Annotated in this window: 27 protein-coding genes and 1 pseudogene; 5 read left to right on the top strand and 23 right to left on the bottom strand. The window is 60.9% G+C overall.

Going from position 1 to position 26,542, the window contains the following annotated elements; translation table 11 throughout:
- Positions 1-50: 50 nt before the first annotated feature.
- Complete coding sequence (locus tag AC0L2Y_RS21195; RefSeq protein WP_473559207.1) at positions 51-1,427, bottom strand: aminotransferase class III-fold pyridoxal phosphate-dependent enzyme; 1,377 nt, start codon at positions 1,425-1,427, stop codon at positions 51-53.
- 429 nt (positions 1,428-1,856) lie between these two features.
- Between AC0L2Y_RS21195 and AC0L2Y_RS21190 the strand changes: the two genes are divergently transcribed.
- The gene (locus AC0L2Y_RS21190; protein ID WP_473559205.1) at positions 1,857-2,546 is read left to right on the top strand and encodes a haloacid dehalogenase type II; all 690 of its coding nucleotides are present in this window, start codon (positions 1,857-1,859) and stop codon (positions 2,544-2,546) included.
- A gap of 149 nt (positions 2,547-2,695) precedes the next feature.
- Here the strand turns inward: AC0L2Y_RS21190 and AC0L2Y_RS21185 are convergent, their stop codons facing one another.
- The 5 genes from AC0L2Y_RS21185 to argE all read right to left on the bottom strand — a co-directional run bounded on the left by AC0L2Y_RS21185 (position 2,696) and on the right by argE (position 7,843).
- A complete protein-coding gene (locus AC0L2Y_RS21185) occupies positions 2,696-4,171 on the bottom strand; it encodes an NAD-dependent succinate-semialdehyde dehydrogenase (RefSeq protein ID WP_473559203.1) in 1,476 nt (491 codons plus the stop codon).
- A 19-nt stretch (positions 4,172-4,190) separates the two neighbouring features.
- Complete coding sequence (locus AC0L2Y_RS21180; RefSeq protein ID WP_473559201.1) at positions 4,191-5,234, bottom strand: tartrate dehydrogenase; 1,044 nt, start codon at positions 5,232-5,234, stop codon at positions 4,191-4,193.
- A 173-nt stretch (positions 5,235-5,407) separates the two neighbouring features.
- On the bottom strand, positions 5,408-5,764 hold the full coding sequence (locus AC0L2Y_RS21175; protein WP_473559199.1) for a cupin domain-containing protein: 357 nt from the start codon (positions 5,762-5,764) through the stop codon (positions 5,408-5,410).
- A gap of 14 nt (positions 5,765-5,778) precedes the next feature.
- Positions 5,779-6,702 carry a 2-hydroxyacid dehydrogenase gene (locus AC0L2Y_RS21170; RefSeq protein WP_473559197.1) on the bottom strand — a complete coding sequence of 308 codons (924 nt, stop codon included), beginning with the start codon at positions 6,700-6,702 and terminating at the stop codon, positions 5,779-5,781.
- Between the two features lie 16 nt (positions 6,703-6,718).
- On the bottom strand, positions 6,719-7,843 hold the full coding sequence (gene argE / locus AC0L2Y_RS21165) for an acetylornithine deacetylase (protein WP_473559371.1): 1,125 nt from the start codon (positions 7,841-7,843) through the stop codon (positions 6,719-6,721).
- A gap of 242 nt (positions 7,844-8,085) precedes the next feature.
- Between argE and AC0L2Y_RS21160 the strand changes: the two genes are divergently transcribed.
- The gene (locus AC0L2Y_RS21160; RefSeq protein ID WP_473559196.1) at positions 8,086-8,964 is read left to right on the top strand and encodes a GNAT family N-acetyltransferase; all 879 of its coding nucleotides are present in this window, start codon (positions 8,086-8,088) and stop codon (positions 8,962-8,964) included.
- Positions 8,965-9,592: 628 nt separating this feature from the next.
- Here AC0L2Y_RS21160 and AC0L2Y_RS21155 read toward each other — a convergent pair.
- From AC0L2Y_RS21155 to AC0L2Y_RS21135, 5 genes and pseudogenes are all read right to left on the bottom strand, one after another.
- Positions 9,593-9,982, bottom strand: a pseudogene (locus tag AC0L2Y_RS21155) (type II toxin-antitoxin system VapC family toxin).
- Positions 9,979-10,245 (bottom strand): AbrB/MazE/SpoVT family DNA-binding domain-containing protein, encoded by a 267-nt coding sequence (locus AC0L2Y_RS21150; RefSeq protein ID WP_473559194.1) that lies wholly within the window; start codon positions 10,243-10,245, stop codon positions 9,979-9,981. The pseudogene AC0L2Y_RS21155 and the gene AC0L2Y_RS21150 overlap by 4 nt, the downstream one beginning before the upstream one ends.
- 16 nt (positions 10,246-10,261) lie before the next feature.
- Positions 10,262-10,426: a hypothetical protein gene (locus tag AC0L2Y_RS21145; RefSeq protein WP_473559192.1), complete on the bottom strand. Its 165-nt coding sequence runs from the start codon at positions 10,424-10,426 to the stop codon at positions 10,262-10,264.
- Positions 10,427-10,663: 237 nt separating this feature from the next.
- Positions 10,664-11,812 carry an S-adenosylmethionine:tRNA ribosyltransferase-isomerase gene (locus AC0L2Y_RS21140; RefSeq protein ID WP_473559190.1) on the bottom strand — a complete coding sequence of 383 codons (1,149 nt, stop codon included), beginning with the start codon at positions 11,810-11,812 and terminating at the stop codon, positions 10,664-10,666.
- Entirely contained in the window at positions 11,809-12,531 is a 723-nt protein-coding gene (locus tag AC0L2Y_RS21135; RefSeq protein ID WP_473559188.1) for an SDR family NAD(P)-dependent oxidoreductase, read from the bottom strand. The genes AC0L2Y_RS21140 and AC0L2Y_RS21135 overlap by 4 nt, the downstream gene beginning before the upstream one ends.
- Before the next feature lie 195 nt (positions 12,532-12,726).
- Between AC0L2Y_RS21135 and AC0L2Y_RS21130 the strand changes: the two genes are divergently transcribed.
- Positions 12,727-12,939 (top strand): hypothetical protein, encoded by a 213-nt coding sequence (locus AC0L2Y_RS21130; RefSeq protein WP_473559186.1) that lies wholly within the window; start codon positions 12,727-12,729, stop codon positions 12,937-12,939.
- A 95-nt stretch (positions 12,940-13,034) separates the two neighbouring features.
- Here the strand turns inward: AC0L2Y_RS21130 and AC0L2Y_RS21125 are convergent, their stop codons facing one another.
- The 7 genes from AC0L2Y_RS21125 to AC0L2Y_RS21095 all read right to left on the bottom strand — a co-directional run bounded on the left by AC0L2Y_RS21125 (position 13,035) and on the right by AC0L2Y_RS21095 (position 20,241).
- Positions 13,035-13,844 (bottom strand): class I SAM-dependent methyltransferase, encoded by an 810-nt coding sequence (locus AC0L2Y_RS21125; RefSeq protein WP_473559184.1) that lies wholly within the window; start codon positions 13,842-13,844, stop codon positions 13,035-13,037.
- Between the two features lie 263 nt (positions 13,845-14,107).
- Positions 14,108-15,097: a substrate-binding domain-containing protein gene (locus AC0L2Y_RS21120; RefSeq protein WP_473559369.1), complete on the bottom strand. Its 990-nt coding sequence runs from the start codon at positions 15,095-15,097 to the stop codon at positions 14,108-14,110.
- Between the two features lie 78 nt (positions 15,098-15,175).
- Entirely contained in the window at positions 15,176-16,225 is a 1,050-nt protein-coding gene (locus tag AC0L2Y_RS21115; protein WP_473559182.1) for an ABC transporter permease, read from the bottom strand.
- Complete coding sequence (locus AC0L2Y_RS21110) at positions 16,225-17,742, bottom strand: sugar ABC transporter ATP-binding protein (protein WP_473559180.1); 1,518 nt, start codon at positions 17,740-17,742, stop codon at positions 16,225-16,227. The genes AC0L2Y_RS21115 and AC0L2Y_RS21110 overlap by 1 nt, the downstream gene beginning before the upstream one ends.
- On the bottom strand, positions 17,739-18,737 hold the full coding sequence (locus AC0L2Y_RS21105; protein WP_473559179.1) for a LacI family DNA-binding transcriptional regulator: 999 nt from the start codon (positions 18,735-18,737) through the stop codon (positions 17,739-17,741). The genes AC0L2Y_RS21110 and AC0L2Y_RS21105 overlap by 4 nt, the downstream gene beginning before the upstream one ends.
- 332 nt (positions 18,738-19,069) lie before the next feature.
- Entirely contained in the window at positions 19,070-19,486 is a 417-nt protein-coding gene (locus tag AC0L2Y_RS21100) for a phosphotransferase (protein WP_473559367.1), read from the bottom strand.
- Positions 19,487-19,752: 266 nt separating this feature from the next.
- Positions 19,753-20,241 carry a cupin domain-containing protein gene (locus AC0L2Y_RS21095; RefSeq protein ID WP_473559178.1) on the bottom strand — a complete coding sequence of 163 codons (489 nt, stop codon included), beginning with the start codon at positions 20,239-20,241 and terminating at the stop codon, positions 19,753-19,755.
- Between the two features lie 113 nt (positions 20,242-20,354).
- On the opposite strand from AC0L2Y_RS21095, the gene AC0L2Y_RS21090 reads away from it, so the two are divergent.
- Complete coding sequence (locus tag AC0L2Y_RS21090) at positions 20,355-21,284, top strand: LysR family transcriptional regulator (RefSeq protein ID WP_473559176.1); 930 nt, start codon at positions 20,355-20,357, stop codon at positions 21,282-21,284.
- 351 nt (positions 21,285-21,635) lie between these two features.
- Here AC0L2Y_RS21090 and AC0L2Y_RS21085 read toward each other — a convergent pair whose 3' ends face one another.
- Genes AC0L2Y_RS21085 through blh form a run of 5 tightly spaced genes read right to left on the bottom strand, consistent with a single transcriptional unit; the run spans position 21,636 to position 24,877 of the window.
- A complete protein-coding gene (locus AC0L2Y_RS21085; RefSeq protein WP_473559174.1) occupies positions 21,636-22,418 on the bottom strand; it encodes a sulfite exporter TauE/SafE family protein in 783 nt (260 codons plus the stop codon).
- Positions 22,415-22,822, bottom strand: a complete 408-nt coding sequence (locus AC0L2Y_RS21080; protein ID WP_473559365.1) for a DUF6691 family protein — start codon at positions 22,820-22,822, stop codon at positions 22,415-22,417. The genes AC0L2Y_RS21085 and AC0L2Y_RS21080 overlap by 4 nt, the downstream gene beginning before the upstream one ends.
- A 20-nt stretch (positions 22,823-22,842) precedes the next feature.
- Complete coding sequence (locus AC0L2Y_RS21075; RefSeq protein ID WP_473559173.1) at positions 22,843-23,253, bottom strand: YeeE/YedE family protein; 411 nt, start codon at positions 23,251-23,253, stop codon at positions 22,843-22,845.
- Positions 23,250-23,561 carry a sulfite-sensing transcriptional repressor BigR gene (gene bigR / locus AC0L2Y_RS21070; protein ID WP_473559363.1) on the bottom strand — a complete coding sequence of 104 codons (312 nt, stop codon included), beginning with the start codon at positions 23,559-23,561 and terminating at the stop codon, positions 23,250-23,252. The genes AC0L2Y_RS21075 and bigR overlap by 4 nt, the downstream gene beginning before the upstream one ends.
- A gap of 26 nt (positions 23,562-23,587) precedes the next feature.
- Positions 23,588-24,877: a bifunctional sulfur transferase/dioxygenase Blh gene (gene blh, locus AC0L2Y_RS21065; RefSeq protein ID WP_473559171.1), complete on the bottom strand. Its 1,290-nt coding sequence runs from the start codon at positions 24,875-24,877 to the stop codon at positions 23,588-23,590.
- Positions 24,878-25,548: 671 nt separating this feature from the next.
- Between blh and AC0L2Y_RS21060 the strand changes: the two genes are divergently transcribed.
- Complete coding sequence (locus AC0L2Y_RS21060) at positions 25,549-26,517, top strand: GAF domain-containing protein (RefSeq protein ID WP_473559169.1); 969 nt, start codon at positions 25,549-25,551, stop codon at positions 26,515-26,517.
- Positions 26,518-26,542 lie beyond the last annotated feature (25 nt).

Here is a 26,542-nt window from a genome sequence, read left to right as displayed (position 1 = left end):
ATCGCCAAGATAGTCCCAAAAGGCCCTGGTCGATGCGATGCGCCCGCTGATCATCCCTTCATCGCTGCCCGCACATCCTTGTCTTGGAGGGTTTGGTCCAGCGTCATCCGCGTGCGTTCGAGGATTCCATCAATATCGTCGTCTGTGCAGCAGAGCGGCGGCGCATAGCCGAGCATGCCGCTGTTGAAGGCGCGGATGACAAGGCCGTTCGCCCACGCGCGCTCGAAGATGCGGCGCCCCGGATCGGCGGCGGCCGGCAGCGGCGTTTTGCGCTCCTTGTCGGTGACCAGCTCGATTGCTGCCAGCATACCGCGACCGCGGATGTCGCCAACCAGCGGGTGGTCGGCGAGCGAGCGAAGGCCTTGCATCAGGCGCTTCCCGACCTTGCGCCCATTCTCGAGCAAGCCATCTTCATAGAGACGCAGGCATTCGAGCCCGACCGCCGCGCTCACGGGATGGGCCGAATAAGTATAGCCATGGCCGACGGCCGCTTTGCCGGCTCCGTCCGCGATCGTATTGTACACATGGTCCGACATGAAGACGGCGCCCATCGGCACGTAGCCCGAGGTCAGTCCCTTGGCCGTGGTCATGAAATCCGGCACGACCTCGTCTTCCTCACAGGCGAAGAGGGGGCCGGTACGGCCAAAGGCAGTGATAACTTCGTCGGCAACGAACAGAATGTCGTGTTCCTTGCATACGGCGTGCAGAGCCCTTAGCCAACCTGTCGGTGGAACGAGGACACCGCCCGAACCCTGGATGGGTTCGGCGTAGAAGGCCGCAACGCGGCCCGCGCCGAGTTCCGCGATTTTGGACCGCAGGGCCGCGACCGATGCATCGATGATCGCCTGCGGGTCGGAACCGACCGGATTGCGATAGGCGTAGTGCGAAGGAATTTTGTGCTGCCAGTCGTATGGAACGCCGAAACCCGCATGGAAAGCCGGGATCGCGGTCAGGCCTGACCCTGCCGTCGAGGATCCATGGTAGCCATACTCGACGGAGATGAACTGGTCCTTTTGCGGCATACCCTTGGCATGGTAGTAATAGCGAATGAAGCGGATCGTACTGTCGACCGCGTCGGAGCCGCCAAGCGTGAAATAGACATGGTTCAAATCGCCGGGCGCCAGTTCGGCAAGCCTGGCAGCAAGGCGAATGGCAGGCTCGGATCCCAGCCCGAAATATCCCGTCGCATAGGCAAGCTCTCTTAGCTGCTTTGCCGCCGCCTCAACAACGCTTTCCTGGCCATATCCGATGTTGACGCACCATAGACCGGCGAATCCGTCCAGCAGGGTTTTCCCGCTTGCATCGGTCACGGTTGCGCCTTTGGCGGATTTGAGCACCCGCACGCCCGTCTCCTCGTGGCTCCGATAGCATGAAAACGGGTGAACCAGATGTGCGCGATCGAGTTCGATCAGTGAGTTTGCCAGCATTTCTTCCTCCGATTCAGCGTAGTGCCTGACTGACGAGAGCGTAAGTCCGGTGTGGTGCGGTTTCGTCCTTCAGCTCGTTTTCCAGCGTGATCTGCTGCGCGGTGATGGTTCATTCCGGGCCTGAATTCTCTAGGCCCAAGATAGGCTGCTGCGGACAGCAGTTCTTTCCGACCAGAACCTGAGCGATAGGCGTTTTGACTTTCCTTTGCCGCCGGCGCCGCATCTTATGCGGAAGCACCGGCTGAAAGATCGCGCTCCCGCCGAAGCCCGAAACGAACTCAGGCGCAACTCTCTGCCAAAGCTCTCACCCAATACAAAACAATCTGCTTCAGGGCGCATCGAATGCGGCGACTAGTCTTCTCCGGTCCTCATTATGATCCTTGCTGTAAAAGGCACGCAGTGCCGACAGGATCGGAAGGATCGACGCCCATGACCCAGTTCAGACCGAAATACATCACCTTCGACTGCTACGGTACACTGACCAACTTCGACATGGCCGGCGCGGCGAGACGCGCATACGGCGCGCAGCTCTCCCCAGCTGTGATGGCGCAGTTCATTAAGGATTTCTCAGCCTATCGCCTCGATGAGGTTCTTGGCGCCTGGAAGCCGTACAGCGAGGTCGTGCACAATTCCGTGGAACGTGCCTGCAAGCGCAACGGCGTCGCATTCCGGCCCGAGGATGCCCAGCGCATCTATGCGGAAGTGCCGACATGGGGTCCGCACCCGGATGTCCCGGCGGGCCTGGCCAAGGTCGCCAAGGAGATTCCGCTGGTGATCCTGTCGAACTCCATGAAGAGCCTGATCATGTCGAACGTGGAGAAACTCGGCGCACCCTTCCACATGGTCATCACGGCCGAGGAGACCGGCGCCTACAAGCCTTCAATGAAGGGCTTCGAATATATGTTCGAAAAGCTCGGCTGCGGCCCGGAGGACATTACGCACGTGTCGTCCTCATTTCGCTACGATCTCATGACCGCCTATGATCTCGGTATCAAGAGCAAGGTCTGGGTGAACCGCGGCCACGAGCCTGCGAACCCCTTCTACGAATATACCGAAATCAAGGATATCGACGGTCTGGCCGGCGCCGTCGGACTGGAGCCCGTTCGGGAATTCGCCTGAACGTCTGTTGCTGGCGCGGTCGCGCCAGAGCGAGGCGCTCCCAAACCTTAATAGTCACTGGTTGCAACAGGAAAGGGGCGGTGAAAACCGCCCCTTTCCTGTTGTTCCAACGTTTTAGCTGCAAGTGTTTCCACCTGCATGCAATATAATTAACTAAGCCCACCAACATGAAGCGCCTTGACCTCGAGATATTCCTCGATGCCGAGCTGCGATCCTTCGCGCCCCACTCCCGACTGCTTGACACCGCCGAAAGGCGCAACTTCGGTCGAGATCATGCCTGTGTTGAGCCCGACCATACCGAACTCCAGCGCCTCGGCAACACGCCATGAGCGCTTGAGATTGTCGGTGTAGAAGTAGGCGGCAAGGCCGAACGGCGTACCGTTCGCGATGGCGATGGCCTCTTCCTCCGTCTCGAAGCGAAAAAGCGGCGCCACCGGACCGAACGTCTCTTCCGATGCCAGGAGCATCCCGGTAGTAGCCTCTCCCAGCACGACGGGCCGCGCATATTGCTTGCCCTCCGGCACAGTCTCGCTTTGGGCGATGATCTGCGCACCTTTCGCCTGTGCATCCGCGATGTGACGCTCGATCTTGTCGATCGCGGCCGCGTTGATCATCGGGCCGATCTCAGTGCCCTCGTCGGTCCCTGCGCCAACCTTCATCCGCGCCACGCGCCGGCTCAGCTTTTCGGCAAAAGCGTCGTAGACGCCCGCCTGCACGAGAATCCGGTTCGCGCAAACGCAGGTTTGACCACCATTGCGGAACTTGGATGCGATCACCCCTTCAACTGCCTTATCCAGATCGGCGTCGTCAAAGACGACGAAGGGTGCGTTGCCGCCAAGCTCCAGGCTCAGCCGCTTGATGCTATCGGCCGCGCCACGCATGAGCAGAGCACCGACGCGGGTCGAACCGGTGAACGAGATCTTGCGCACCGTCTCGTTGGCCATCAGTTCGTTGCCGATTTCGATTGGCATGCCGGTCACAATGTTGATCACGCCGGCAGGGATACCTGCCCGTTCCGCCAGAACGCCGAGCGCCAGCGCCGAGAATGGCGTAAATTCCGACGGCTTGATGACAACCGTACAACCTGCGGCCAGCGCCGGTGCCACTTTGCGTGCGATCATCGCGTTGGGGAAATTCCACGGCGTGATGATGGCGCAGACGCCGACGGGTTCTTTCAGCACCAGAATGCGGCGATCGGCCGTGGGTGACGGAATGGTCGAGCCACCGATCCGGCGCGCCTCCTCCGCAAACCATTTCACAAAAGATGCGCCGTAGCGGATTTCCGCCACCGCCTCGGCAAGCGGCTTGCCTTGTTCCAGCGTCAGCAGGAGCGCGAGATCCTGTTCGTGCTGACGGATGAGGTCGTGCCAGCGCTCCAGAAGTCCTGCACGCTCGGCATGCGTCCTTTTCCTCCAGCTTTTGAAGGCCTCAGCCGCGGCAGCGATTGCCGCTCTCGTCTCGTTCTCGCCCATTGCGGGAACGGTGCCGAGAACACTTTGGCTAGCAGGGTCAATGACATCGACCACGCCCTTGGTTTCCGCATCCCGCCAGGCACCGCCAATCAGCGCCTGCTGGCGGAAAAGGTCGAAGTCGTTGAACATGCCAATCTTCGTCATCGCATTCATGGTCTTTTCCTCTGCTCTTTCAGCTCAATCCTGCCAGCACGGCCTGCGTGATCGTTTCAGTCCTGTCCTTGCCTGCGATCGTGCCAATCCCCCGCGCGGTTGCGGACTCGATTGCCGACATCACTTGTGCCGCAGCCTGCCCCTCGCCCAGATGCTCGAGCATCATCACACCGGACCAGATCGCGGCGATCGGATTGGCGACGCCGAGATACGCGATGTCGGGCGCCGAACCATGGACTGGCTCGAACATGGAAGGCGAGCTGCGATCGGGATTGATATTGGCGGAGGCGGCGTAACCCAGCCCGCCCTGAATGGCCGCTCCAATATCGGTGAGGATGTCGCCGAAAAGGTTCGATGCGACGATTACGTCGAGGCTTTCAGGCGCGAGGACCATACGGGCGGCAATGGCGTCGATGTGGTAGTGCGAGACCTCCACATCGGCATAGTCTTTCGCCACCTCGCGCGTGACCTCATCCCAGAAAACCATGGAGTGTTTCTGCGCGTTGGATTTGGTGACAGATGCGAGCTTCCTGCGGCGCGCCTGCGCCTGTTCGAAACCGAAACGGATGATCCGTTCGACACCTGTACGCGTGAAGATCGCAGTCTCAACCGCCACCTCATCGGCCGTGCCGGAATGAACGCGCCCACCGGCGCCGGAGTATTCGCCTTCCGTATTCTCGCGGATGCACAGGATGTCGAAACCATCGGAGCGGAGGGGCCCCTGAACACCCGGCAACAGCCGGTGCGGTCGTATGTTGGCATACTGCGTGAACCCTTTCCGGATCGGCAGGAGCAGTCCGTGAAGCGATACTGAGTCGGGCACTTCCGCGGACCAGCCCACAGCGCCCAGATAGATCGCATCGAATTTTCGAAGTGTCTCGATGCCGTCTGACGGCATCATTGCGCCGGTCTCCAGGTAGTAGGCGCACGACCATGGGAATCTTGTGTCATCAAGCGCAAAACCGCCCCGCTTTGCCGCCGCCTGCAGCACCTGCCATGCCGCCTGCGTCACGTCCTTGCCGATGCCGTCGCCGGGGATGAGCGCTAGCTTGTAGGTCTTCATTGATGGACGTCCTCATTCGCACTAACGTCATGTGAACAATAGTGGACCGCCTGCCGCATTTTCCGTCGAGGATGAGCCGTCTGACGGCGTCGAATCGCGTCAGGCGAAACCTGGAAAGCCGATTGTTCTGGAACCGCCGCGCGCGCTATTCGGCCAGACCTTGAGCCCTGAACTCAGTCGTAAACGCAGACGTAGATCTTGCGCACGGTCTCGATCGTGCGCCAGACCCCGACGAAACCGGGCTTCATCACGAAACTGTCGCCGGCGCGGTAGGTCTTGGTTTCACCGCCCTTCTCCTCGATTTCGACGAGACCCGAAACGATGTGGCAAAACTCGTAGACAGTGCCCTTGATCGAATGCGTCTCGCCGGGCGTCGCCTCCCAGACGCCCGTGAGCACCTTTTCTCCCTTCGAGGCATCCTGCGCCCAGGTCTTGAAGGATGGATTGCCGGAAATGAGCCGCTCCGGAGCCGGTAGTGCCTCCTTCGGCGCGAAGCCTGGGACTGTGTCGATCGTGATCAGAAGTGACATGTGATGTTTCCTGGTTAGTAGCCGAGTGTCCGATCGACGAGGCCGATCAGTTCCTCTCCGGCGCGATGGCGCCGGATATTGTCCACGACGGATTGTGCCGCCGTATGCGGTTGCGTCACCGAGGCGATGTGCGGCGTTATCATCACCTTCGGATGCGACCACAGCGGATGGTCTTGCGGGAGCGGTTCTGGATCGGTGACATCAAGCATCGCCGCAGATACGTGACCGGTGTCGAGCGCGTTGATCAGCGCGGCCTGGTCCAGTTGCGGACCCCTGCCGACATGCAGCAGCTGCGCCCCGACGGGCAGCAAGTCGAAGAACTCTGCATCGAGGATGCCGTGCGTTTGTTCTGTGAGCGGCAGCAGGCACACGAGAATATCCGTTTGCTTCAGAAAGCCCGCGAGTTGGTCCGTGCAGTGAAAACAGGCGACGTCCTCTATCCGCTTTTCGCTGCGGCTCCACCCGGCAAGCGGAAACTGGAACGGCTTCAAGCGCTCGATAGCCGCGCGGGCCAGCATGCCAAGACCGAGGAAGCCAACCCGGCGTTCGGCCGCCTGTCGAGCGGCAATCGGTTGCCAGAGGCACCTTTTCTGCTGCTCGAGATAGGCGGGAATCTCCCGGTGGAGCGCCAACACGCCGAGCGCGACGTATTCCTGCATCATGCGTATGATGCCGTCCTCGACCATGCGCACAAGCTTCACATGGCTTGGCACCACGTCCTGCTTGAACTGGTCGACGCCCGCGCCGATCGAAAACAGAACTTCCAGATTGCGGTAGCGCGAGATCTCGTCCGGCACCGTCCAGGTGATGAGATAGCGCACCTTCTCCGGCTCCATCTCGTCTCCTGAATGGAAGAATTCCAGATCCGGGAGCTGACGCGCGAAGATCTCGCGGAAGACCGCAGCACGCGCGGTATCGGAATTGAAAAGAAACGCCATGGTGCCGCCCCTCCCTTCAGGCCGCAAAACGCGCGCCGAGCCCGTGGATCATCTTCCGGCAAGCGGCGAGTTCACCGATCTCGATATATTCGTCGGGACGATGGGCACGGCCGATGTCGCCAGGACCGCAAATGATCGCATCGATGCCGGCCTGCTGATAAAGCCCGGCCTCCGTGCCGAAACTGACGGCCGTGAGCGGCTCCTGCCCCGTCAGCTCCGTCAGAACGGCCGCAAGCTCGCTCCCGTTGGCGGGCGCAAGGGCGGGATAGGTGCTCAAATCGTGCCAAGCCACATCGAAGCCGCTGTCTCGCAGGGCGAAGAGCCGGGCCTTGACCGGCTCAAGCAGGGAGGCTGGAGAAACGCCGGGCACGGCACGCGCCTCGATGTCGGCTGTGCAGTGACCAGCGATGATGTTGACCGCCTGTCCACCGGCGATGACGCCCACCTGCAAGGACGAATATGGGGGCTCGAAATTTTGATCGAGCGGCCCGTCCGCGAGCGATTGGCCGTAGGCCACGGCATATGTGATGACGCCGGCCATGGCGTGCACGGCATTGATGCCGAGATCGGGGCGTGACGAATGGCCGGATCGCCCGATCACCTCGAGTCGTGCGGCGGCCTTCCCCTTGTGCGCGCGCACGGGCTGCATTCGGCTCGGCTCGCCGACAATCGCGCCAAGCGGCCTCTCGCATAAGCTCGGCAACGCGGCCAGGAGATGCGGCACACCACGGCACCCCGCCTCTTCATCATAGGAGAATGCGAGATGAACTGGCCGCCGCAGGTTCATCGCCGCAAGTCCTGGGAGCGCGGCCAGTGCGCAGGCGAGGAAGCCCTTCATGTCGGTGGTGCCGCGGCCGTAAAGCCTGCCGCCCTCGCGGCGAAGGACGAAAGGATCCGAGCTCCATTCCGGCTCGCCGGCCGGCACGACATCCATATGTCCGGAGATGATGTAGCCCCGACCCTGGCGCGGGCCGATCGTAAGAAAAAGGTTGGACCGGTCGCCCTCGGGACCGGGCAGAACCGTCACCTCGGCTCCGGCTGCCTGACAGTAGTCGCGGATCCAATCGACGATCGCGCCGTTTGGGGTGCCCACAACAGAGGGAAATCCAATCAGCGTCGCGAGGATTTCTTCCACGTTCATGGCGGTCCGCTCTGCTTGCACACTATCACCGGGTGCAACCAGCCTATCCGCAGGCAGCAGTGTTCCCTGCCGAATCGCGTCGCGCTTTGGCCGAATGTTGCGAAAAAGCACCTCGAACCAGCGAAACCTGCTGGCTTTCCCGTATAATGCTGCGGCAAAAGAGGCATGTCGCGACATGGCGATCGATGACAGGATCAACACCGCGTGCCTTGCGCATTCGTTGAAGGAGCGGATCGACTGAGATGCAGAGGTCAGTACGCCTGAAATCCTTCGAACTGGTCGCGCGGGACATTGATGATGTCGACGTCAAGCTACTGCACGCGCTGTCGATCTCAGTCCGCTGGCCTCATCGGCCGAAGGATTGGGACTTTCTGCGCCGTGCCGGCCGCGGCATTGTTGCCGTTGATGGTATTGGACGCGTTTTCGGCAGCGCGATGTGGTTTCCTCACGGGGAGGATTTCGCCACAATCGGCGTAGTGATCACAACGCCCCGCACGCAAGCGCAAGGAGGCGGCCGATGGCTCATGGACTTGGTCCTCGAGCAGTGCGGCGATCGCAACTTGGCACTCAATGCTACCCATGCTGCCTATCCTCTTTATGTCTCACTCGGCTTCACGACCGAGGCGATCGTATACATGCGTCAGGGGGAGGTCCCACAGGCGCTCCCAACAATGCCGGCCCTGGACGGTCAATTGCAGACGCTATCGAGCGACAGGCTGAAGGAGATCACGGCGCTGGATACGCGCGCGTTTGGGACAAACCGCCAGAGGCTGCTCGCGTTGCTCGCGGCCGATGCCTCGATCTGCACTTTGAGCCGCGGCGGCGAGATCGTCGGCTATTCCATGTGTCGCGAGTTCGGGCGTGGTCACGTGATCGGCCCCATGGTCGCGCGAAACGATCTCGACGCAGCCCATCTCACAGCCGTGCATCTGAAGGTACTGGCAGGACGGTTCGCCCGCGTCGACACCCGCGAGAAGGATGGCGTGTTTGCCGCGTTTCTCCAGCACTGCGGTTTCGGCATTGCCGAGACCGTTACGACCATGTCCAAAGGGCGTCACTTCCTGAACCGTGAAGACGATGGGCCTTGGGTCTACGGATTGGCCGGCCACGCCTTGAGCTGAATGCAAGCACGCTGTCGCCTCCAACCAGCGGTCAGAGGATCAGGTCGATCAGTCCGCGCGTCGATCAACCAGCATAATGCGGTTGCGATCACGCGGCAGGACCCCGGCTGCCGCTTCGAATCTGCTCCGAATCCCGGATTCAGTTCCGCTGCCGACATAATGACCGTCCGACGCCCATCCGCAACGCCATCCACGATGACATGGCCGAAGCCGCGCGCGCACGGCTCGATGCGGGCGTTGCGGTGACCCGCAGCAGATCGGATGTGATGACGTCCGGCGATGACCCGCATGCGACCAGCCGGCCGTCCGCGACGACCATTGTCTGATCCCTGAAGCGCAGGCGTGATTGACGTCGTACAGGGCGATCAGCACGACCATGCCTCGCGCCTGAGCAAGTTCCCGCATGAGGATGGCGTGAGGCGATTCCTGGTGGACCTCGGCCACGGAATTTCGCGGTATCTCGCCCGCATTTGTCGTTCTGCGCTCCGCGAAGATGAAGCCGAAGCGCCGTAAGGCTTACGCAATGCCGCCGTTATTTTCATTGCTGGTCGGACCAGTTAACCCGCTCTGCCAAAAACGACGCAAACGGCTTCACATAAAGACGCGACAGCACAGGGCGAAAGACCACTTAGGAAAGAAGCTGTACGGATTGTCCCTGCGCCGAAAGCAGTTTGAAGGCCTTCGATCAAACGAGACGAAAGTCTCCCCGCCAAGCCAGCCGCCGTCAAAATTGATCACGCCGTCCGCGAAATCACCGCCGGCATCGAGGACTGACAGTCCTGCCTCAACGGCCGGCCGGTTGACGACAACATTCGCCGTATTCAGCAATGCCCGGATCGCCGCGGCAATATTTTCGCGCTCTGTCTGGTATTGCCGGGCCAGAACCCAGGCGAACTCGCACAAGGCCTGCAAACTCACGGCCACGGTGTTCGCTTTAGCCAGCAGGTCGACGGCAATGGCCGCCGGCCTCTCATCGTCGCCGACGCAGAAGCACACTCGTGTCGGCGGTAACCCTCATTCCTTGCCGGGCCCGGCCGCGGCGCCCGCTTCCGCTATCGCCTCGTTGATCTCCTCGATGCTGAGCGCCCGGCCTTTGGTCTTGCTTCTGAGGAAGCCGTGGGGGTCCCGGAACGACCCCTTCGCCCGTGCCGCCTTCAGTTCTGCCCGACCGCCGGGCAGCAGATCAAGCTCGATCTTCTCGCCCGGCTTGATACCCAGATGTTGCAGTACGTCCTCGCGGAACGTCACCTGTCCCCTTGTCGTCACTGTCAACGTTGTCATATCAAAGCAGTCCTGTTCATTGCGCAAGATAATGCAGATCTGCATTATTATCCATGCGAATGGTCGGGCCAAGCTTGGCTTCCTGGGCGACATAATCGCGTTCGATGCCTTTTAGAAAACTGTCAGGCACTGTGGAATCGCTCGTCCAGCCGATGGTCTTGTCGAGAAGGACGGCGCGCAAGCGCAGGCTTAGTATTGACTCGCCGAAGCAACGCTAAATACCGGGATCGCCCGGCTGGCCATTATTGTCAAACTGCAAAACTTATGCGCAGTTGAGATGAGTAGCCCGCCTCCCCAAACAGCTAAAGTTTGGGGAGTGCAGGTCATGGTGATCGTGCAAAGCTTGGTGCCTTGCGATTGCTAGGCGGAAAGAAGGTTGCGCACGGCTTCGCCCTCTCCGATTGCGGGTTCTGGCCCGTTACCAGCCGTCCGTCGACGATGACCTTGGACGTCCAGTCGGGCGCCGGGTCTGGAGATCCAAGATCATCGGGTCGCCTAGAGTAGAGGCTTCGTCTCGCGCACTTCCTGGTTCTGTCCGCGATCGATCCAGCCGATTGAGCAGCATGGAATCGCCAAATTCATGCGTACGGTAGCCGTACGCCGCGCAGGATGCGGAAGCCTTGGCGAGCAGAGCATCGTCGGCAAAGGCTCGCAGGAGCTCGAAATGGCTTTCGCCGGGCTGGTGGACGCCTGTTAGAATCGCATCGACGACGCGAAGTGGCGTGCCCAGCGCGATGCGCCCTGTCGCAATGCCATTTCCGGCACGCACATTGCCGTCGGGATTGGAAGCTGCCTCAAGCGCGCGCACCACGCTCGTGCCGATTGCGATGATGCGACCTCCGCAGAGCTTCGCCCGCGCGACCTGCGCCGCGGTGCGCTCGGGAATGCGGTATGGCTCGTCGAAAGGGAGGCGCAAGTCGAGCCCGGGGTCGCCGGTGGAAGACACGCCCGCGGCATGAGTGAGTGTTGCGAAGCCCACGCCGCGCCGACGCCAGGCCTGGAGCGTGCGCCAGTCGAGTGCGAACGCTGCCGATGGCGTCTCGAACGCCACCGGCCTGGCGGCAATCTTCGTCCAAACATTCCAAAGTGCCAACGGTTCGTGAACATGCGCATATTGGATCGGCCTGCCGTGCTGCGCCAGTCCCGCAAGCACCGCTGCGCGGCTGCCTGGGAAGCGCAACTCGATAAGGCGGGGGTGATCGACAAAGCGCTCTACGATGGCTTCAAGCCGGCCGAGCCGGAGGCGATCGCCTGGTGACAGCGGGGGCGGAGGCGGCCGATTTTCGGTGCGCGTGCGGTGATCGCCCGCGCCGAAGGCAATCGCCAGGAAATTGGTTGGGTCGGGAAATGTCAGCCAGCCTGCCAGGCGGATCTCGATCGCCTCGTCGCTCGGAATATGCGTGCCGTGGAAGCTGGCAGGCAAGGTCGCGGCGTCATTGGCTACGACCAGATCGCCGGCATCGAACAGTGTCGCGAGTTTAGTGCGCGGCAGGTCGCGCGTCGCCCAGTCCGCCTCGACGACCAGCAGCCGGGCGGCGCGCCGATCCGGACGGTCGGCGGCAATCATCCACGTGCCTCGGCGAGAAGTGTTGCGCCGGCCGGCAACGTGTCGAGCATCTGTTCGATGATCTCGGCAGCAGCCAAGTCGGGACGCTTCAATGTCGACGGATCGGCGTCAGGAAGCGCCAGCGCGTGCAGTGGGGTGTCCATATCGCCGGGGTCGAGCGCGAGGAGCCGGATGCCGTCGGCTTTCGCCTCCTCGTCCCAAATCGCCGTCAGGTGAGCAAGAGCGGCCTTGCTCGCGCCATACGCACCCCAGCCGGGATAGGCGTTCACCGCCGCGTCGCTGGAGATGTTGATCACCAGCGCGCCACGGCCCTCGCGCGCGGACGCGGCAAGTGCACCGAACAGTGCTTTCGTCAGCCGGAACGCGCCGACGAGGTTGACCGCGAGCGCTTTTTCCAGCTGCTCGCACTCGGTATCGGCAAGGAGCGCCAGTGGAACGGGCCCGAGGCTCGAGGCATTGTTGATCAGAACGTCGAGCCCGCCCAGGCTCACTGTGGCCTGCAACGCGATCGGGTAGATGTCGTCCTTTTTGCCGACGTCGCCGACAATGCCATGTGCGCCCGTCTCGTCAGCGATGCGTTCGACGTCCGCGGCAGTGCGTGCAACGAAGGCGACCGAGGCTCCGTCTTTGGCAAGCTGCCGCACAAGCGCCAGTCCTAGGCCGGAGGTGCCTCCCGTGACTGCTACACGAAGTCCCTGAAGATCGATGTTGGTCAGCATTGCCGATGCTCCTTCAAACCGTATGGCCGGATGGTACAAGCTTAAGTTAACTTGAGGTCAAGCATTCATTCCGTGGATCGATGCCAACCAGATTCACGTATCGCAGCGCTGCTTCGCCTTGTCGGCCAGCGGGCTGATCGCATTTGAGCGGGCCGGCACAGGAGCAGGCGCCGCCGTGATCGGTGCCGAGTCGGATTGCCTTATCGTCTTAGCGCCGCCTATTGGCTGTCGATCGAGGCGATTTGCCCCGAGTGCGCCGTGATTATCGGACCAGTGAAGGAGGCGCATCGCGGTGACAGCGCTATCGGGTTGCGGCTGCGTGTGATCGACCGGTTTAGCATCGCAAACCCCGCCGATAACAGACGCAAGAAGGCCATGGCCATGCGCGAGACGCCGGGAGCGTTCTAACCCACGTGGCCGGGCCGCACTTCTTCGACCGAGCTGCCTTCGCGCTGAATTCAGCCGATCCCGGCGCTGCAACAAGGCTTTCATTCCAAATTGGGTTACTCGGGCCGTTCTGCGACAAAGAGAGTATCGGAGAGAAGCCCAAGCCGTTCGCGATCCGCGGTGGGTATACGATCTGAATTTATTCGGGTGACGGCAAAGCCGGCGTCCTCGATACGCTCCTTGATATCCAGTCCGTAGGCTCGCACGTGATCCGATCCACCAAAGCGCTCGTCGCGCTCCCTCAGTGACATAGATGGCGTCGCTTCGATCGTTTGGCGATAAATCAGCGGTACCTGGATCCAGACCTGTCCTCGGGGCTTAAGAGATGACCAAAGTTGCCGAAACACATGCCGATCATCAGGCACGTGTTCCATGACATGACTTAATACGACGATATCGAGATCGCTGGTGCGTCGCATGTCCATCAGGTCAATTTTCACGGTATCCGGCCCGTACCGTCCCGGCTCGAAATCGCCTTTGATTAGGTTGCCTGCTTGAGAGAGTCTCTTTGAAAGACCTTTCTCGCTAGGCGCAATCTGGAGAATTTGAAGCTGCCCCACCGGCAACTTGATAAGCCTACGGTCTAGAGCACAAATCAAAAACCGCTCGCGATCCACCGCATGACAAAGCGGGCAGACAAGAGTGTACGCTCCGAAACGGTAAAAAGCCGCTATATCGCGATCGCAGGCATTGCAGTGATGAGCCTTGCTCGTCGGGAGGACCGTCAGGGCAAAGGCTCTGAGCCAATCTCGGTATGAATGAAGTTTGCGTGTGACTCGCCGCACCGTGATACGATCACCATAGCTGCGAAAAAGAGATAGAAGTCGGCTTCCCCGAGCATTGCTCTTCCCTGATGGTTTCAGCATGTCGCCTCCAAGGTTTTTTCACCCAAGGGGCAATAATTAGTGCCAGCTTATATGAAGTCGAGTCTGCGGAGCAGCAGGTCTCCCGATCGCTCGCTGGCGATGCAGGACGTGGGAGCCGGACCCTCGCGCTGACGCTTGGATAGCCGCCACCAGGAACTCGCGCTGGCGGGCTGCTGCCAGTCCCATTGCGTGCCCTGCGTGGCGTCTCCCAATACGCAACAAGGCCCCGCGCGGGGCCTTGTCCTATTAATCTTGCCCTGAACTCATTTCCCCATCATCTGCTTGGCATTCTCTGGCGTGACCGCGGTCGTAGCCACCGTCACCGTCGGCTCAACCGACGAAGCACAATCAAGCAGAATCTTCTTCGACATCTCGATCGCCTGCTTGGCGCCGGTCGGGTAGGTGAAGGTTGCCGCCCAGTCGCCCTTGGCCACGGCCTCGATGCCGCCGGCCGGGCCCGGCAGGCCGTCGGTGCCGATAATCTTGACCTGCTTGCCCGCGCCCTTGGCTGCAAGCAGCGCGCCGGCTGCCATCATGTCGTTCGAGGCGTAGAGCACCTTGATGTCGGGGTGCGCTTGCAGCATGGCAGAAAAGGCGGTCTGAGCTTTGTCGGGCACCCAGTCGGCGGCCTGCTCGGCCACCACCTGGATCTTGCCATTTTCCTTCACACCATCCTTGAAGCCGTTGAGCCGCTCCACCGCCGGCGTCGAACTTGGCAGGCCTTCAAGCACCGCTGCCTCGCCGCCTTCCGGGAGCAGGGTCTTTGCGGTGTACTTGCCCGCTTCGAGCGCGATCTTGTAATTGTCGCCGCCGATGAAGGCGGTGTAGTCTTTACCTGGGTCGCCTACCGTCTTGCGGTCTAGCTCAATCACGGGAATGCCGGCATCCATGGCGCGCTTCACCGCCGGGGTCAGGGGCGCTGCCTCGAAGGGCGAGATCAAGAGCAGATCGACTTTTTGAGTGATGAAGTTGTCGACCTGCGATGTCTGCGTGTTGACGTTGCCCGCGCCATCAGCGATCTGCAGCGTGAACTGGGACACTTCCTTGACCGCCGCGCTCAGTTCGTCATTGACATGCTGGCGGTAGGGCTCGGCGTTGTTTGCCTGCGAAAAGCCGATGATGAACTGGCCGTCCTTGGCGCAGGCCTTGACCATTGGGTCAGCGGCCTCTGCGGTGCCCGCCATGCACAGGCACGTGCCGGCGAGCAGTCCAAGCCGCCAGGCACGCCACGATCCTCGTTCTGTGGTTCTCATGCTCTCTCTCCTCCTTTTTAGGGCCGCTTCGGCCACACCTTGGTTTCTAATGCCTTCCATCTGCCCGCCGTCTGCCTGCTATCTGCCCAAACCCTCGCGGCGGCGCACGAGAGATTGAAGCACGGCCGCCAGGACGATGATCGCGGCGGTCGCGAGCAGCTGCATGGCGGGGGTAATGTTGTTAAGCTGAAGGATGTTGGCGAGCGCGCCGAGCATGATGGTGCCGGCGACGGTGCCGACCATCGAGCCGGCGCCGCCGAACAGGCTGGTGCCGCCGATGACCACGGCCGCGATTGCGGTGAGCTCATAGCCCATACCGTCATTGGCGCTGCCGAAGTTGAATTGACCGGCGTGCACGATGCCGGCAAGGGCGGCGGCAAAGCCGGTGATAGCGTAAACCGAGATCTTGACCATCGAGACCGGCACGCCGGAAATGCGCGCGGCCCGCTCGTTGCCGCCGACGGCAAAGACATAGCGGCCGAAGCGCGTGGTGTTCAATACCAAGGTGGCAATAGCGGCGAAGACAATGAAGACAATGGTCGCCACCGGCACGGTGTTGTTGAACAGACGCTCGCCCAGCACCGCGAAAACAGGTGGCGCCAGGCCGGGACCATCGCCATAGGAAATGTTGATGTACTGGTTGCCCGATACGACCAGCGCGAGCCCCCGCGCCGCCTGCAGGCCGGCGAGCGTGACAATGAATGGCTCGAGGCGAAAGCGGCTGGAAATCATGCCCTGGATCATGCCGAAGACGGTGCCCAATGCCAGCACAGCGAGGACGGTCGGGATGAGCCCGAAGCCGCCGGAGATCATCATCGTTGCGGTAACGACGCTGGAGAGACCGAGCACGGCGCCCACCGAAAGGTCGATGCCGGCGGTGATGATGACGAAGGTCATGCCGATGGCAATGATGCCGGTCTCAGACACCGCGCGCACGATGTTGGCCATGTTGTCGGGCGCAAGGAACAGGATCTCGCCATGGCGCCTCGGCGAGAAGATGACGCCGCCGATCGCGACCAGCACCAGGCCGATCAAGCTCTGGAAGCGCACTACCAAAGCGAGCGGATCGCGATGCACGGGCGCTGCCGCCAACGGGCCGCCTGCAACCGAAGTCGTCTCGTCAGACATCACGCCTCCTTGCCGTTTGCTGCGGCCAACACCGTGTGCTCGTCGACGCCGCCGATGAATTCCGCTACATTGCGTCCCTGGCGCAGCACCACGATGCGATCGCAAAGGCCGATCAGCTCAGGCATTTCGCTGGAGGCGACCAGAATGCCCAACCCCTGAGCGGCCAGTTGCCTCAGCCGCGCATAGATCTCGCCTTTGGCACCGACATCGACGCCGCGCGTCGGTTCGTCGAGCAGCAGCAGATGCGGATTGCCTAAGATTTCCTTGGCCAGTACCACCTTCTGCTGGTTGCCACCCGAAAGCGCGCCGACGGCGATGTCGGGGTTGTTCGGCCGGATGTCGAACTGACCGAAGGATTGTTTCACCGCCTCCGCCTGCCGGCCCGGCGACATCAGTCCGGCCGGCGAGAGGCGGCGGATCACCGACATGACCAGGTTGAGGCCGACAGCCATCCTCAGCATTAGGCCGCTGCCGCGACGGTCGTCCGTGACGAAGGCGATGCCAGCCGCTCGAGCCGCCCTGATCGAATTGAGCTTCACCTGACGCCCATCGAGGACGATGTCGCCCTCCCAGCGACCGGAGAGGCCGGTGCCGTAAAGCGCGCTGAGAAGTTCGGTCCGCCCTGCCCCCATGATGCCAGCCAGTCCGACGATCTCCCCTTCATGCACATCGAGGGAAAGCCCTGTCGGGGCCTGCCAGCCGGCACTGTCGCGCGCCAGCCGGAAGGTTGCATTGCGCAAGCTGAGGAGCGCCCGGCCGACTGCTTTAGCGCGCTGGGGATAAAGCTCGTCGAGGGGACGCCCGACCAGCAGCCGCACCAACTCGGCTTGCGGCGCGTGCGGCTCGGTGACTCCCGCAACGCGCCCGTCGCGCATGACCGTCACCCGGTCTGCGATCTCGGGCACTTCCTCCAGCCGGTGCGAGATATAGACGATACCGATGCCGCCGGCGGCTAGTTTGCGCATGATGTCGAACAGCCTTTCGACCTCGGTCACCGTCAGGGCCGCCGTCGGCTCGTCCATGATCAGCACTCGCGACGCGTAGGACAGCGCCTTGACGATCGCCACCACCTGGCGCTGGCCGATCGAGAGATCGGCGACCAGTCGTGCCGGGTCAATGGCGAGTTCGATCGCTTCCAGCCGTCTGTGGGCCTCGCGGCGCATCGCTGCCACATCGAGCAAGCCGCCCGGGCGCACTAACTCGCGGCCCAGGAAGAGGTTCGACGCCACATCGAGCGTCGGCACAAGATCGAGTTCCTGAAAGATGGTGGCAATGCCAGCGCCCTGGGCTTCGCGTGGATTGCTGAAGCGTACTGGCTTGCCGTCGATCTCAATCACGCCCTCGTCCGCCGCATAAACTCCCGACAACAGGTTCATCAATGTCGACTTGCCGGCACCGTTCTCGCCCAGCAGGGCGTGGATCTCGCCTCGCTTGAGATCGAAATCGACTCCCCGTAGTGCCTGGACGCCGCCGAAGCGTTTTACGGCGCCTGTAACCGATAGAAGCGGCGCGCTCATGCCGGCCTCCCGCAAGATTGGCGGGCATGCAGCGTCGCCTGAAGCCGCACCGAGCGGGGCTCGATATCGGTGGATGCAATTCGGGCACTAAGCAAGGATGCCGCCTGCCGGCCGATTTCGGTGCAAGGCTGCGCAATAAGCGTCAGTCGAGGCTCAAAACAGTCGGCCCATTCGAAGTCGTCAAAGCCGACAAGTGAAAGATCCCGAGGTATGGCGAGACCTTTTTCGCGAACCGCGCGGACCGCTCCGATCGTTGCCATATTGTTGCCGGTGACCAACGCTGTAGGTGGCGAAGGCAATGACAACATCGCGTGGGTCGATGCCGTAGCGCTCGCCGTGTCGACGTTCCCGAGCGGCAGATATTCCGGCACGTAGGCAAGTCCGTTGGCCATCAAAGCTGACTTGAACGCATCGATACGTTCGCGAGTTGTAGCAAGGCCGGGCTGCCCTGCAATGAACCCAATCCGCTGGTGGCCGAAAGATGCGACGTGATCGATAAGAGCCCGCATCGCGGATTGGTTTTCAACGCCGATCTGATCGAAGCGCTCGTCGGCGAAGCGGTCGATCAAGACGCAGGGCAACTTCTTCTCGGCCAGATAGTCGATCGCCCGCTGCGGTGCGCCCGATGGCGCCAGAATGACGCCGTCGACCCGCCGCTGATGGAAAGCACGGACCACCGAAAGTTCGCGATCCGGGTCGTCCTGGGTGTCGGACAGGAAAACCATAAGACCGAGACGCGCGCACTCGGCCTCCACTGCGCAGATGATGTCGGTGAAATAGGGATTGGAAATTGCCGAGATTGCCAGACCGACGCTGTTGGTCGTCGAGGCCTTGAGAGAGCGCGCCAGCTCGTTGGGCTGATAGCCCATCGAGGCAATCACGTCGTTGATGAGCTTCGCCTTCTCGGGTGATACAAAACGGGTGCGGTTAACGACATGCGACACGGTCGAAACCGACACGCCCGCGCGGCGCGCCACTTCAGCCATTGTCGGCATGGCGGCTCAAACGGGGTGCTCGCAAGCGCTCCTCCCTAACTGCGTTTCCCATTCGCTCTTGTTCTGATTGGCGGATTGAGCGAAACGATACCGCAGTCGAAACGTTTGCGCAATCGTTTCGATGCTCAACATGCCGGAAACGAGATCAGCGGCAGTTGCAGTTGATTGCCCAATGACGCTGCTAGAGGAAGCCGGAGGGGCAGTCACCTCATCGCCTACTTTGGGAAGCTGCTTGGTTTCGTGCGAATGTCTTGGAAGGTGGGGAAGCCGACGCTGGCGACGCTTACAATGGGCGACCTTTCAGACCCCGATCTGGCCGGGAGACGACGCACCTAGCCCAGTTCCCAGAGACGAGAGATCGTGCTGCGCCCCAGCGCACTTATTGCGGGGTTGGTGCGATGATAATACCACACGAGACCCATTGCCTGGTGGAACGCCCAAGCGACACCACGGTTCCACCAAAGATCTTCAACTTGAAGGACGCACTGGTAGGTCGCCCTTCGCTCGGCTAGAAGATGCCACGCGACTACTAAATCCAGCGACGGGTCTGCTGGTCCGAAACTGCCGCCATCAAGCACTCCGACAAGACGCCCGCCCTGCACGAGAAGGTTTGCTGGGATAAGGTCCCTATGACTCATCACGACAGACCCAGCTGATGGCAACTCTCGGAAGCGAGTCCACAAATTGCGCAGTCGAGCTACATCAAGAAGACCCTCGCTGTTTTCAAAGCAGACACTCGTCCCAATCATCATGATCGGAGAGATGTCCACCACGTCCTTGCCCGTCGAGCGTCGGCCTCGTGTGTCCGCTTGGCGCAACGATGCCACGAGGTGTGCAAGGTCCAGTGCGAACGCCGATTCCCGATGTATCCGCTACGTTGCCAACGAAGCGGAGCTGGTACTTGCATCAGGCGCGGAGCCCGCATAGCAGCCCCGGGAAGTGACAGCGCGCGGCCCGCGAGAGCCACCACTGATGCTGGCACCGGAATGACGCCGGCACATCCGGCGCTACCTCGTCATTGCGGCTTCTCGTTGGACTTCAAACTAGAGTCGCCCCACTTGGCCGGTCCGCGGAACTCGATCCCATAGCGGCCTGCCAGTTCCGCCACTTCCGTTATTTGATCAGGAACGCGCAGTTCGCGAGCGGCCGCTTCAACGAAGAATTCCTCCAGCCCTCCGGGGGTCAGGATCGTAAGGTTGCGCCCTGGCCCGGCACTCACAACGCGAAACGTATGCGGCACGCCGCGCGGCAGGAAGATCGAGGCACCCCCTGCCACTGGAACAGCCTCACCGTCGAGCCAGAATTCATAGTCGCCCTCGATCACATGGATTACCTCGTCCTCATTGTGGTGCACATGCACCGGCGGTCCACCGCGCGAAGGCACGGTCGACTCGAAGATGCCGACGATGCCGCCACTCTGGTATTTGCCGACGTTGATTGTGTAGATCGTGTCCATCCATTTCACGATGCGCGCTGCGCGCATCGAAGCTGTGGCGATGTTCATCGAGATTTCCTTTCCGCATCCAGTTGGCTAGGTTGTGCTGCAGCGCAGTTTGCATGTTAGGGCGATGATCTGAGTGGTGAAAATCGATTGATTATATGCGGGGTATTGGCCCTGTGAATTTGGCCGCGTTCGATCTCAAGCTGCTGCGCGTCTTCGATGCCATGATGCTGGAGCTGAGCACGGTGCGCGCCGGTGAACGGGTCGGCCTGTCGCAGCCGGCGGTCAGCTCGGCGCTCGGGCGCCTCCGCTCTATCCTAGGCGACGAGCTTTTCGTGCGCGACGGCAACCGCATGATGCCGACACCTCGCGCTCTCCAGCTAAAGGAGCCGGTGCACCAGGCGCTGGTGCAGATCGAAGAGGCGCTTGCGGCAAACGCAGTCTTTGATCCTCAAACGTCGACGCGGTCGTTCATGCTGATCGGGTCGGATTATTTCTCGACCTTGCTGATGCCGAAGCTGGCGGCGAGGATCACCCCGATCTCACCATCGATCATTCTCCAGATGATGGACTACCCCTCGATCGACGTTTTGGGCCTGCTGAGCGACGGCAAGGCCGACATCGTGCTGGACAGGGGGTTTGAAACTCCGGAGTGGATCCTCAGCCGCAAGCTGTTCCTTTCATGGCTGGTTTGCATCGCCCGCCGCAGGCACCTCTTGCTGAGCGCGAGAGGCATCCGGCCTGCGGAGGCCATTCCAGCCGATGTTTTCTGCGCCATCCCGCAGGTATTGCGCTCGGCGGACGGGAGCAGGACCGGAACCATAGATCCCGCGCTTGAAAGGCTCGGTCTATCACGCAAGGTTGCCATCACCGTTCCGCATTTCCACGCCGTGGCGCTAGCCGTGGCGACGAGCGATCTGCTCGGCAGCATCCCGGTCCACTTTGCGCGTCTGGTCGCCGAACGTCTCGATTTGGACATTTTCATGCCGCCGATGGAATCGCCGGCAATGGACGTCACCATGTACTGGCACCGCCGATTCGACCGCGACGCCGGCAACGCGTGGGTGCGAGGCCAGCTCGCAGCGGTCGCTTCGTTCGATGCGTAGGCCGACGAGACCGAGCCACAATTCGGCGGATAGGGTGATTGGCCAGTTCCTGCCTGCACGGCTGCCCGTCGTTCACGTCCCGGCAGGATCGTACTGTCGCTTCCCGAAAGGCTCATAGGAATACTCACCGAACGAAAGCCAGCTGCCGGAGTCGATCAGTATCGGCACCAGCCAATCTCATTGGGGACCGTTCGGGACGTGGCGCGTCGGACAGTGATGGCCGTGATCGAAGGTTACTTGGTCTCTTGGGCTCATGCTGCAGGGCATACATCCCAGCAAAGACCGGGTGATAAACGCACGAGGCGAAAAAACCTCATTCCGATCAGCGAATCTATCAGTTGCAACGCTAGACTATCCGCCTGCCAGTTGACCGACACTCCTGTGGAGAACATAGCCCGCGACGACAATTACGAGTACGCCAAAGATCCGATTAAGCATGTTCTTGTACGAAGCGAGGCGTGTCGCCACAAACATGCCGATCAACCCGCCGCCAATGCCGCCTCCAATAAATTCTGCGGCCAGTTGCCAGTCGACCATTCCCGACAGGGCGTAGTTGAAGGCAGTTGCAAGGCCGAAAGCTGCGACGGCAAGCAAAGACGTCCCGATCGCGTTGATCGTTGGCATTCCGGTCGCCAGGATCAATCCGGGAACGATAAGAAAGCCGCCGCCAATTCCGAAGAAACCAGAGGCCGCACCGGCGACGGCGGCGACTGCAGCAGTCGTCTTACACATCTTGGCATCCACAAGTCGGCCTGCTGTCGAAGAACGGCGCCGGGGGCGAAGCATCAGTGCGCCGACCACAAGCATAAGCAATCCAAAGAAGAATAGCAGATGCGTCCCATCGATCGACTTTCCCAGGGTCGAACCTGCGAGCGCCCCAACCGAGCCCAGTCCTGCAAATACGATTGCACAACGCCACCAGACGTGCCCCTTAAGGGCATGGCCTCCAAAGTTCGCCAATGCGTTGGCGGCCACCGCCAGGGCGCCCGTGCCGATGGCAATATGCGGCTGAGCGACACCGACAACATAGAGCAGGAGCGGCGTGGCAAGGATCGATCCGCCGCCTCCGACCAGACCAAGAGTGAAGCCCACCAGACTCCCTGAGCCCACAGCAGAAAACAAACTACCTGTCATGATGCTCTTCGGACAAAGCAGCGGTCATGAGCAACCATCCCCGCCAGCATTAAGGCTACGAAAAGTACCGGCGCTAGCCCCAGAGACAACGAAGCTACCGCGGGACCAGGACAGAGCCCGCCCAGTCCCCATCCAAGGCCGAAAATCGCCGAACCTAGAACCAGGGGGGCGTCAATCCGCGCACTGACAGGCAAATGGAAGGTCGCCGCCAGAAATGGTCGTGACATCTGCCTCACCAAGGCCGTGCCTCCCGTTGCAACTGCAACGGCGCCGCCCAGCACGAATGCGAGGCTCGGATCCCACGCGCCAGAGACGTCGAGAAAACCCTGAACACGGACAGGATCAAGCATACCCGACAACGCCAGACCGTAGCCAAAGATGGTGCCCGCGGCCAGGGCCGCCATGACCTGTAATTTAGCGTGTCTCACAATACTGCTCCGTGAAGAAGCGCGACCGCTAGAGCGCCGCTCACAAGGAACGTCACAACGGCGACAATTGACCGCGGCGATAGCCGCGCCAGCCCCATTATTCCGTGACCACTTGTGCAACCCGAACCCATGCGGGATCCGAAACCGACCAGAAACCCAGCCATCATAACCAGCGGCAGTGACGCAGTGATGGTTGCGGTCGGCCAACGGTGAAAAGTCAGGAAATACCCGACCGGGCCAAGCAGCAGCCCGGCGACGAAGGCAGCGTTTGTCCACCTATTATTGCCTTGGAGCAAACCGCCAACAATCCCGCTGATGCCGGCAATTCTACCGTTCAGGATCAAGAGCATCATAGACGAAAGTCCGATCAGGGCCCCGCCCAGAAGCGAAGGGAGATAAGAGGTCATGACGGGCCGTCCGAACAGAAGATCGTGTAGAGCGCCGAAACCAATTGGGCAGCCTTATCGGCGGTCAACCGGTAGAAGATCTGTTTTCCATCGCGCCGGGTTTCCACAATTTTGGCGTCCCGCAACACTGTCAGCTGCTGGGATAGGTTTGGTTGATGGATATTAAGTTCTTCTTCCAATTGGCTAACCGAATGCTCTTCTTCAACAAGGGTGCAGACGAGCATCAGTCGCATTGGATGCGCTAGTGTCTTTAGAAGAGCTGCAACTTCGCCGGCGCGGGATTCCATTGCGGCAAGCGACATCTCCATTTCGGTTTCATCGACAAGGATTTCGCTCACCACACTGCTTCTCCCAATGCGTTGAGGGGAAATTTTAGGTAGCGCTTACCGTTTGCTTCCGGCTCTGGCAAACGCCCAGCCCGGATGTTGACCTGCAAGGCATGGAGGATCAGCTTCGGCATAGGCAGCATACGGTCTCGCGCTTGACGCATTGCGGCGAAGCCTTCTTCGGTCATGTCGGTCAGATGTGTATTGGTACGCTTCTGAGTGCCTACCGTGCTTTCCCATTTGGGTTCGCGTCCGCCTGGCTGGTAGTCGTGCCCAGTAAACAACCGCGTTTCGTCAGGAAGCGCCAGAATGGACTGGATCGATCTCCACAGCGTGCGAGCGTCTCCACCAGGGAAATCAGCGCGAGCCGTTCCGCTGTCAGGCATGAAGATGGTGTCGTGAACAAAAGCCGCATCACCGATCACATAGGTGATCGAGGCCAGGGTGTGACCGGGCGAAAACATTACGCGCGCCTCGATTGAACCGACCTTGAAAGTGTCTCCGTCCGAGAAAAGCCTGTCCCATTGCGAGCCGTCTATGTGAAGTTCAGCTCGGTTGTAGATGCCTTGCCACAAACGTTGCACGTCGACGACCCTCGCTCCTATCCCAGTCGGCGCGCCGGTCTTCTCCTTCAGGTACTGCGAAGCAGAAAAGTGGTCGGCATGAGGATGGCTATCGAGAATCCATTCAACGGACAGCCGCTTCTCGGCAACATAATCAAGCATCGCATCGGCGTTGCATGTTCTGGTCGCCCCGGACTTGTCGTCAAAATCGAGCACCGGGTCGATAATCGCGCATTTGCGGGTACCGGGATCCGAAACTACATATTGCACGCTCCATGTTCGGGGGTCGAAAAACCCCTTCACTACCGGTCGGGTCCGCCTGTACCCTTCCAACCAGCGGTTTGCTGCCGATAGGTCTACCCCGAGATTCTGGCCCATTGCAGTAATCTCAACAGGCGACATTCGGCCATCGAGCGCCTCGCCCAGCGCAAATAGGCTCAATGCGCGAGTGCCGGTCTTGCAGTGGGCAAAGACCGCGCCACCAACATCGGCCATAGCTGCCTGGAAGGACCGCACGTCCCCTTCTGTGATGGTCGGCATCGTGACAGGGATGAATTTGTAGGAGATGCGCGCTCGATCGGCAGCCTCTCGTTCAGCTTCGTTTCCGGGCTGGACGGGCTCTTCCAAATCAGGCCGAACGTTTATCACTCCTGCGAACTCCTGGTCGGGAAGCAACAGAATTTCAGATAATGCGGGCTGGGGACCTACAGAAAGCCTATCGTTCACACGGATCATCTCATGTCTGCTCCTACCATCAATATACAATTGTATATAATGTATAATGATAATTGACGCAAGGTGTCACGGCTAAAAAATGGGCGGGCACTTATGGCCACAGTCTTTCCGCCCGTAAGGTCATCGCCGCCCCTGCCGGCATCATCATTCTATCGACGAACGATACCTGGAGACCGCTCGCCGGGCAGATCGAAAGCTCATGGCTGCCCAGCCGAGGTTCACGATCGAGAAAAATCGGTCGCTGCCCTTCTTGTAGCCACATGCCTGCGCCCGTGAGCGTTCCTTGTGAACTGAGGCCGAGCATGCTTCGACAGCACTGATTTTCATGAACCCGAGGCTGTATCTGACCCTTGCCTTCATCGGCCAATCAGAAACTTCCCCGCATCGTTCCGTACGGCTACGGCGGCTGAACATAGTGGTTCGTCTTTGCCCTCGATCAATGAAAACCTAATTCGTACAGGTAGGCTTTGGGGCATCAACACCAAAAGGTGCACTGGCGAGGAATGACTATCGATCTGCCAAAATATCACTAACTGAGGGGAATATAGGGGATGTCCCTTCTGGTGCTTGTGTCGAATTGACAGCGTGGTGATTGAAGGCGGAACCTGATGCCATGCCAAGTTTGCCTCTTCTGAGGCAGGCTGCTCCAGGAGCCGAAAGGGAGGATGAACATGAGGGAGGATTTGTCCGGTCGTCATGCCGATCGCATTCAGGCCGCGATCGCTTCGCACGCCGCCGCGAAATCCGCGCTGGTCGCCTCCTGGCGTCGCTCTTCCAGTTTGCACCGGCTCGATCCGGCCGATTGCACGCCGCCACGCTATCTGACGGAAATCGAGTTGATCGCGGCCCGGCAACGCATTGAACCGCTCGTCCGGGCGGCCCAATCCACGCTGGACCGTCTCTATCTCGCGGTGGGCGGCATTGGCTGCTGCGTGCTTCTTGCCGATCGTGACGGCGTGCCGGTCGAGCGGCGCGGCGCGCCCGTCGACGACGAGACTTTTCATTCCTGGGGCTTGTGGACCGGCTCCGTCTGGAACGAAGAAAGCCAGGGCACCAACGGGATCGGCACCTGCCTGGTGGAACAGCGAGCGCTGACAATCCATCGCGACCAGCACTTTCACACGCGCAACACGGGGCTGAGTTGCACCACGGCTCCGATCTACGATCACCGGGGAGATCTTGTGGCTGCGCTTGACGTGTCTTCGTGCCGGGCCGATCTGACCGAAGCCTTCGCCAATCTTATTTCGGTGGCCGTGGTCGACGCAGTTCGTCGGATCGAGGCGGAGAACTTCAGGATGGCCTTCCCGAAGGCGCGGATCCTTCTAGCGCCAGTGGCCGATAAGGGCTCCGGCGCGCTGATCGCGGTTGATGCGGACGACCTTGTGGTCGGCGCGACGCGGTCGGCTCGCCTGGCGCTTGGATTAACCCAGCTGTGTCTCGACAAGCCGATGCCCGCGGCCGATCTGCTCGGTTGGACGGAGAGCGGCCCCGCAGTTCTCGCCGAGGCGGAGCGCGGTGTTCTGCAGCGGGCGCTGGCGCGAGCCGACGGAAATGTGTCGGCTGCTGCGCAGGCGCTTGGGATCAGCCGCGCGACGCTTCACCGCAAGCTCAACCGTCTGGACGTCCACAGGTCCCACTAACCATTCGAAACCTCACATGACTGTC

The organism is Mesorhizobium sp. WSM4830, from assembly GCF_055811495.1.
The sequence above is the reverse complement of the archived record's forward strand: the minus strand, read 5'-3'. Positions and strand labels throughout refer to the sequence as shown.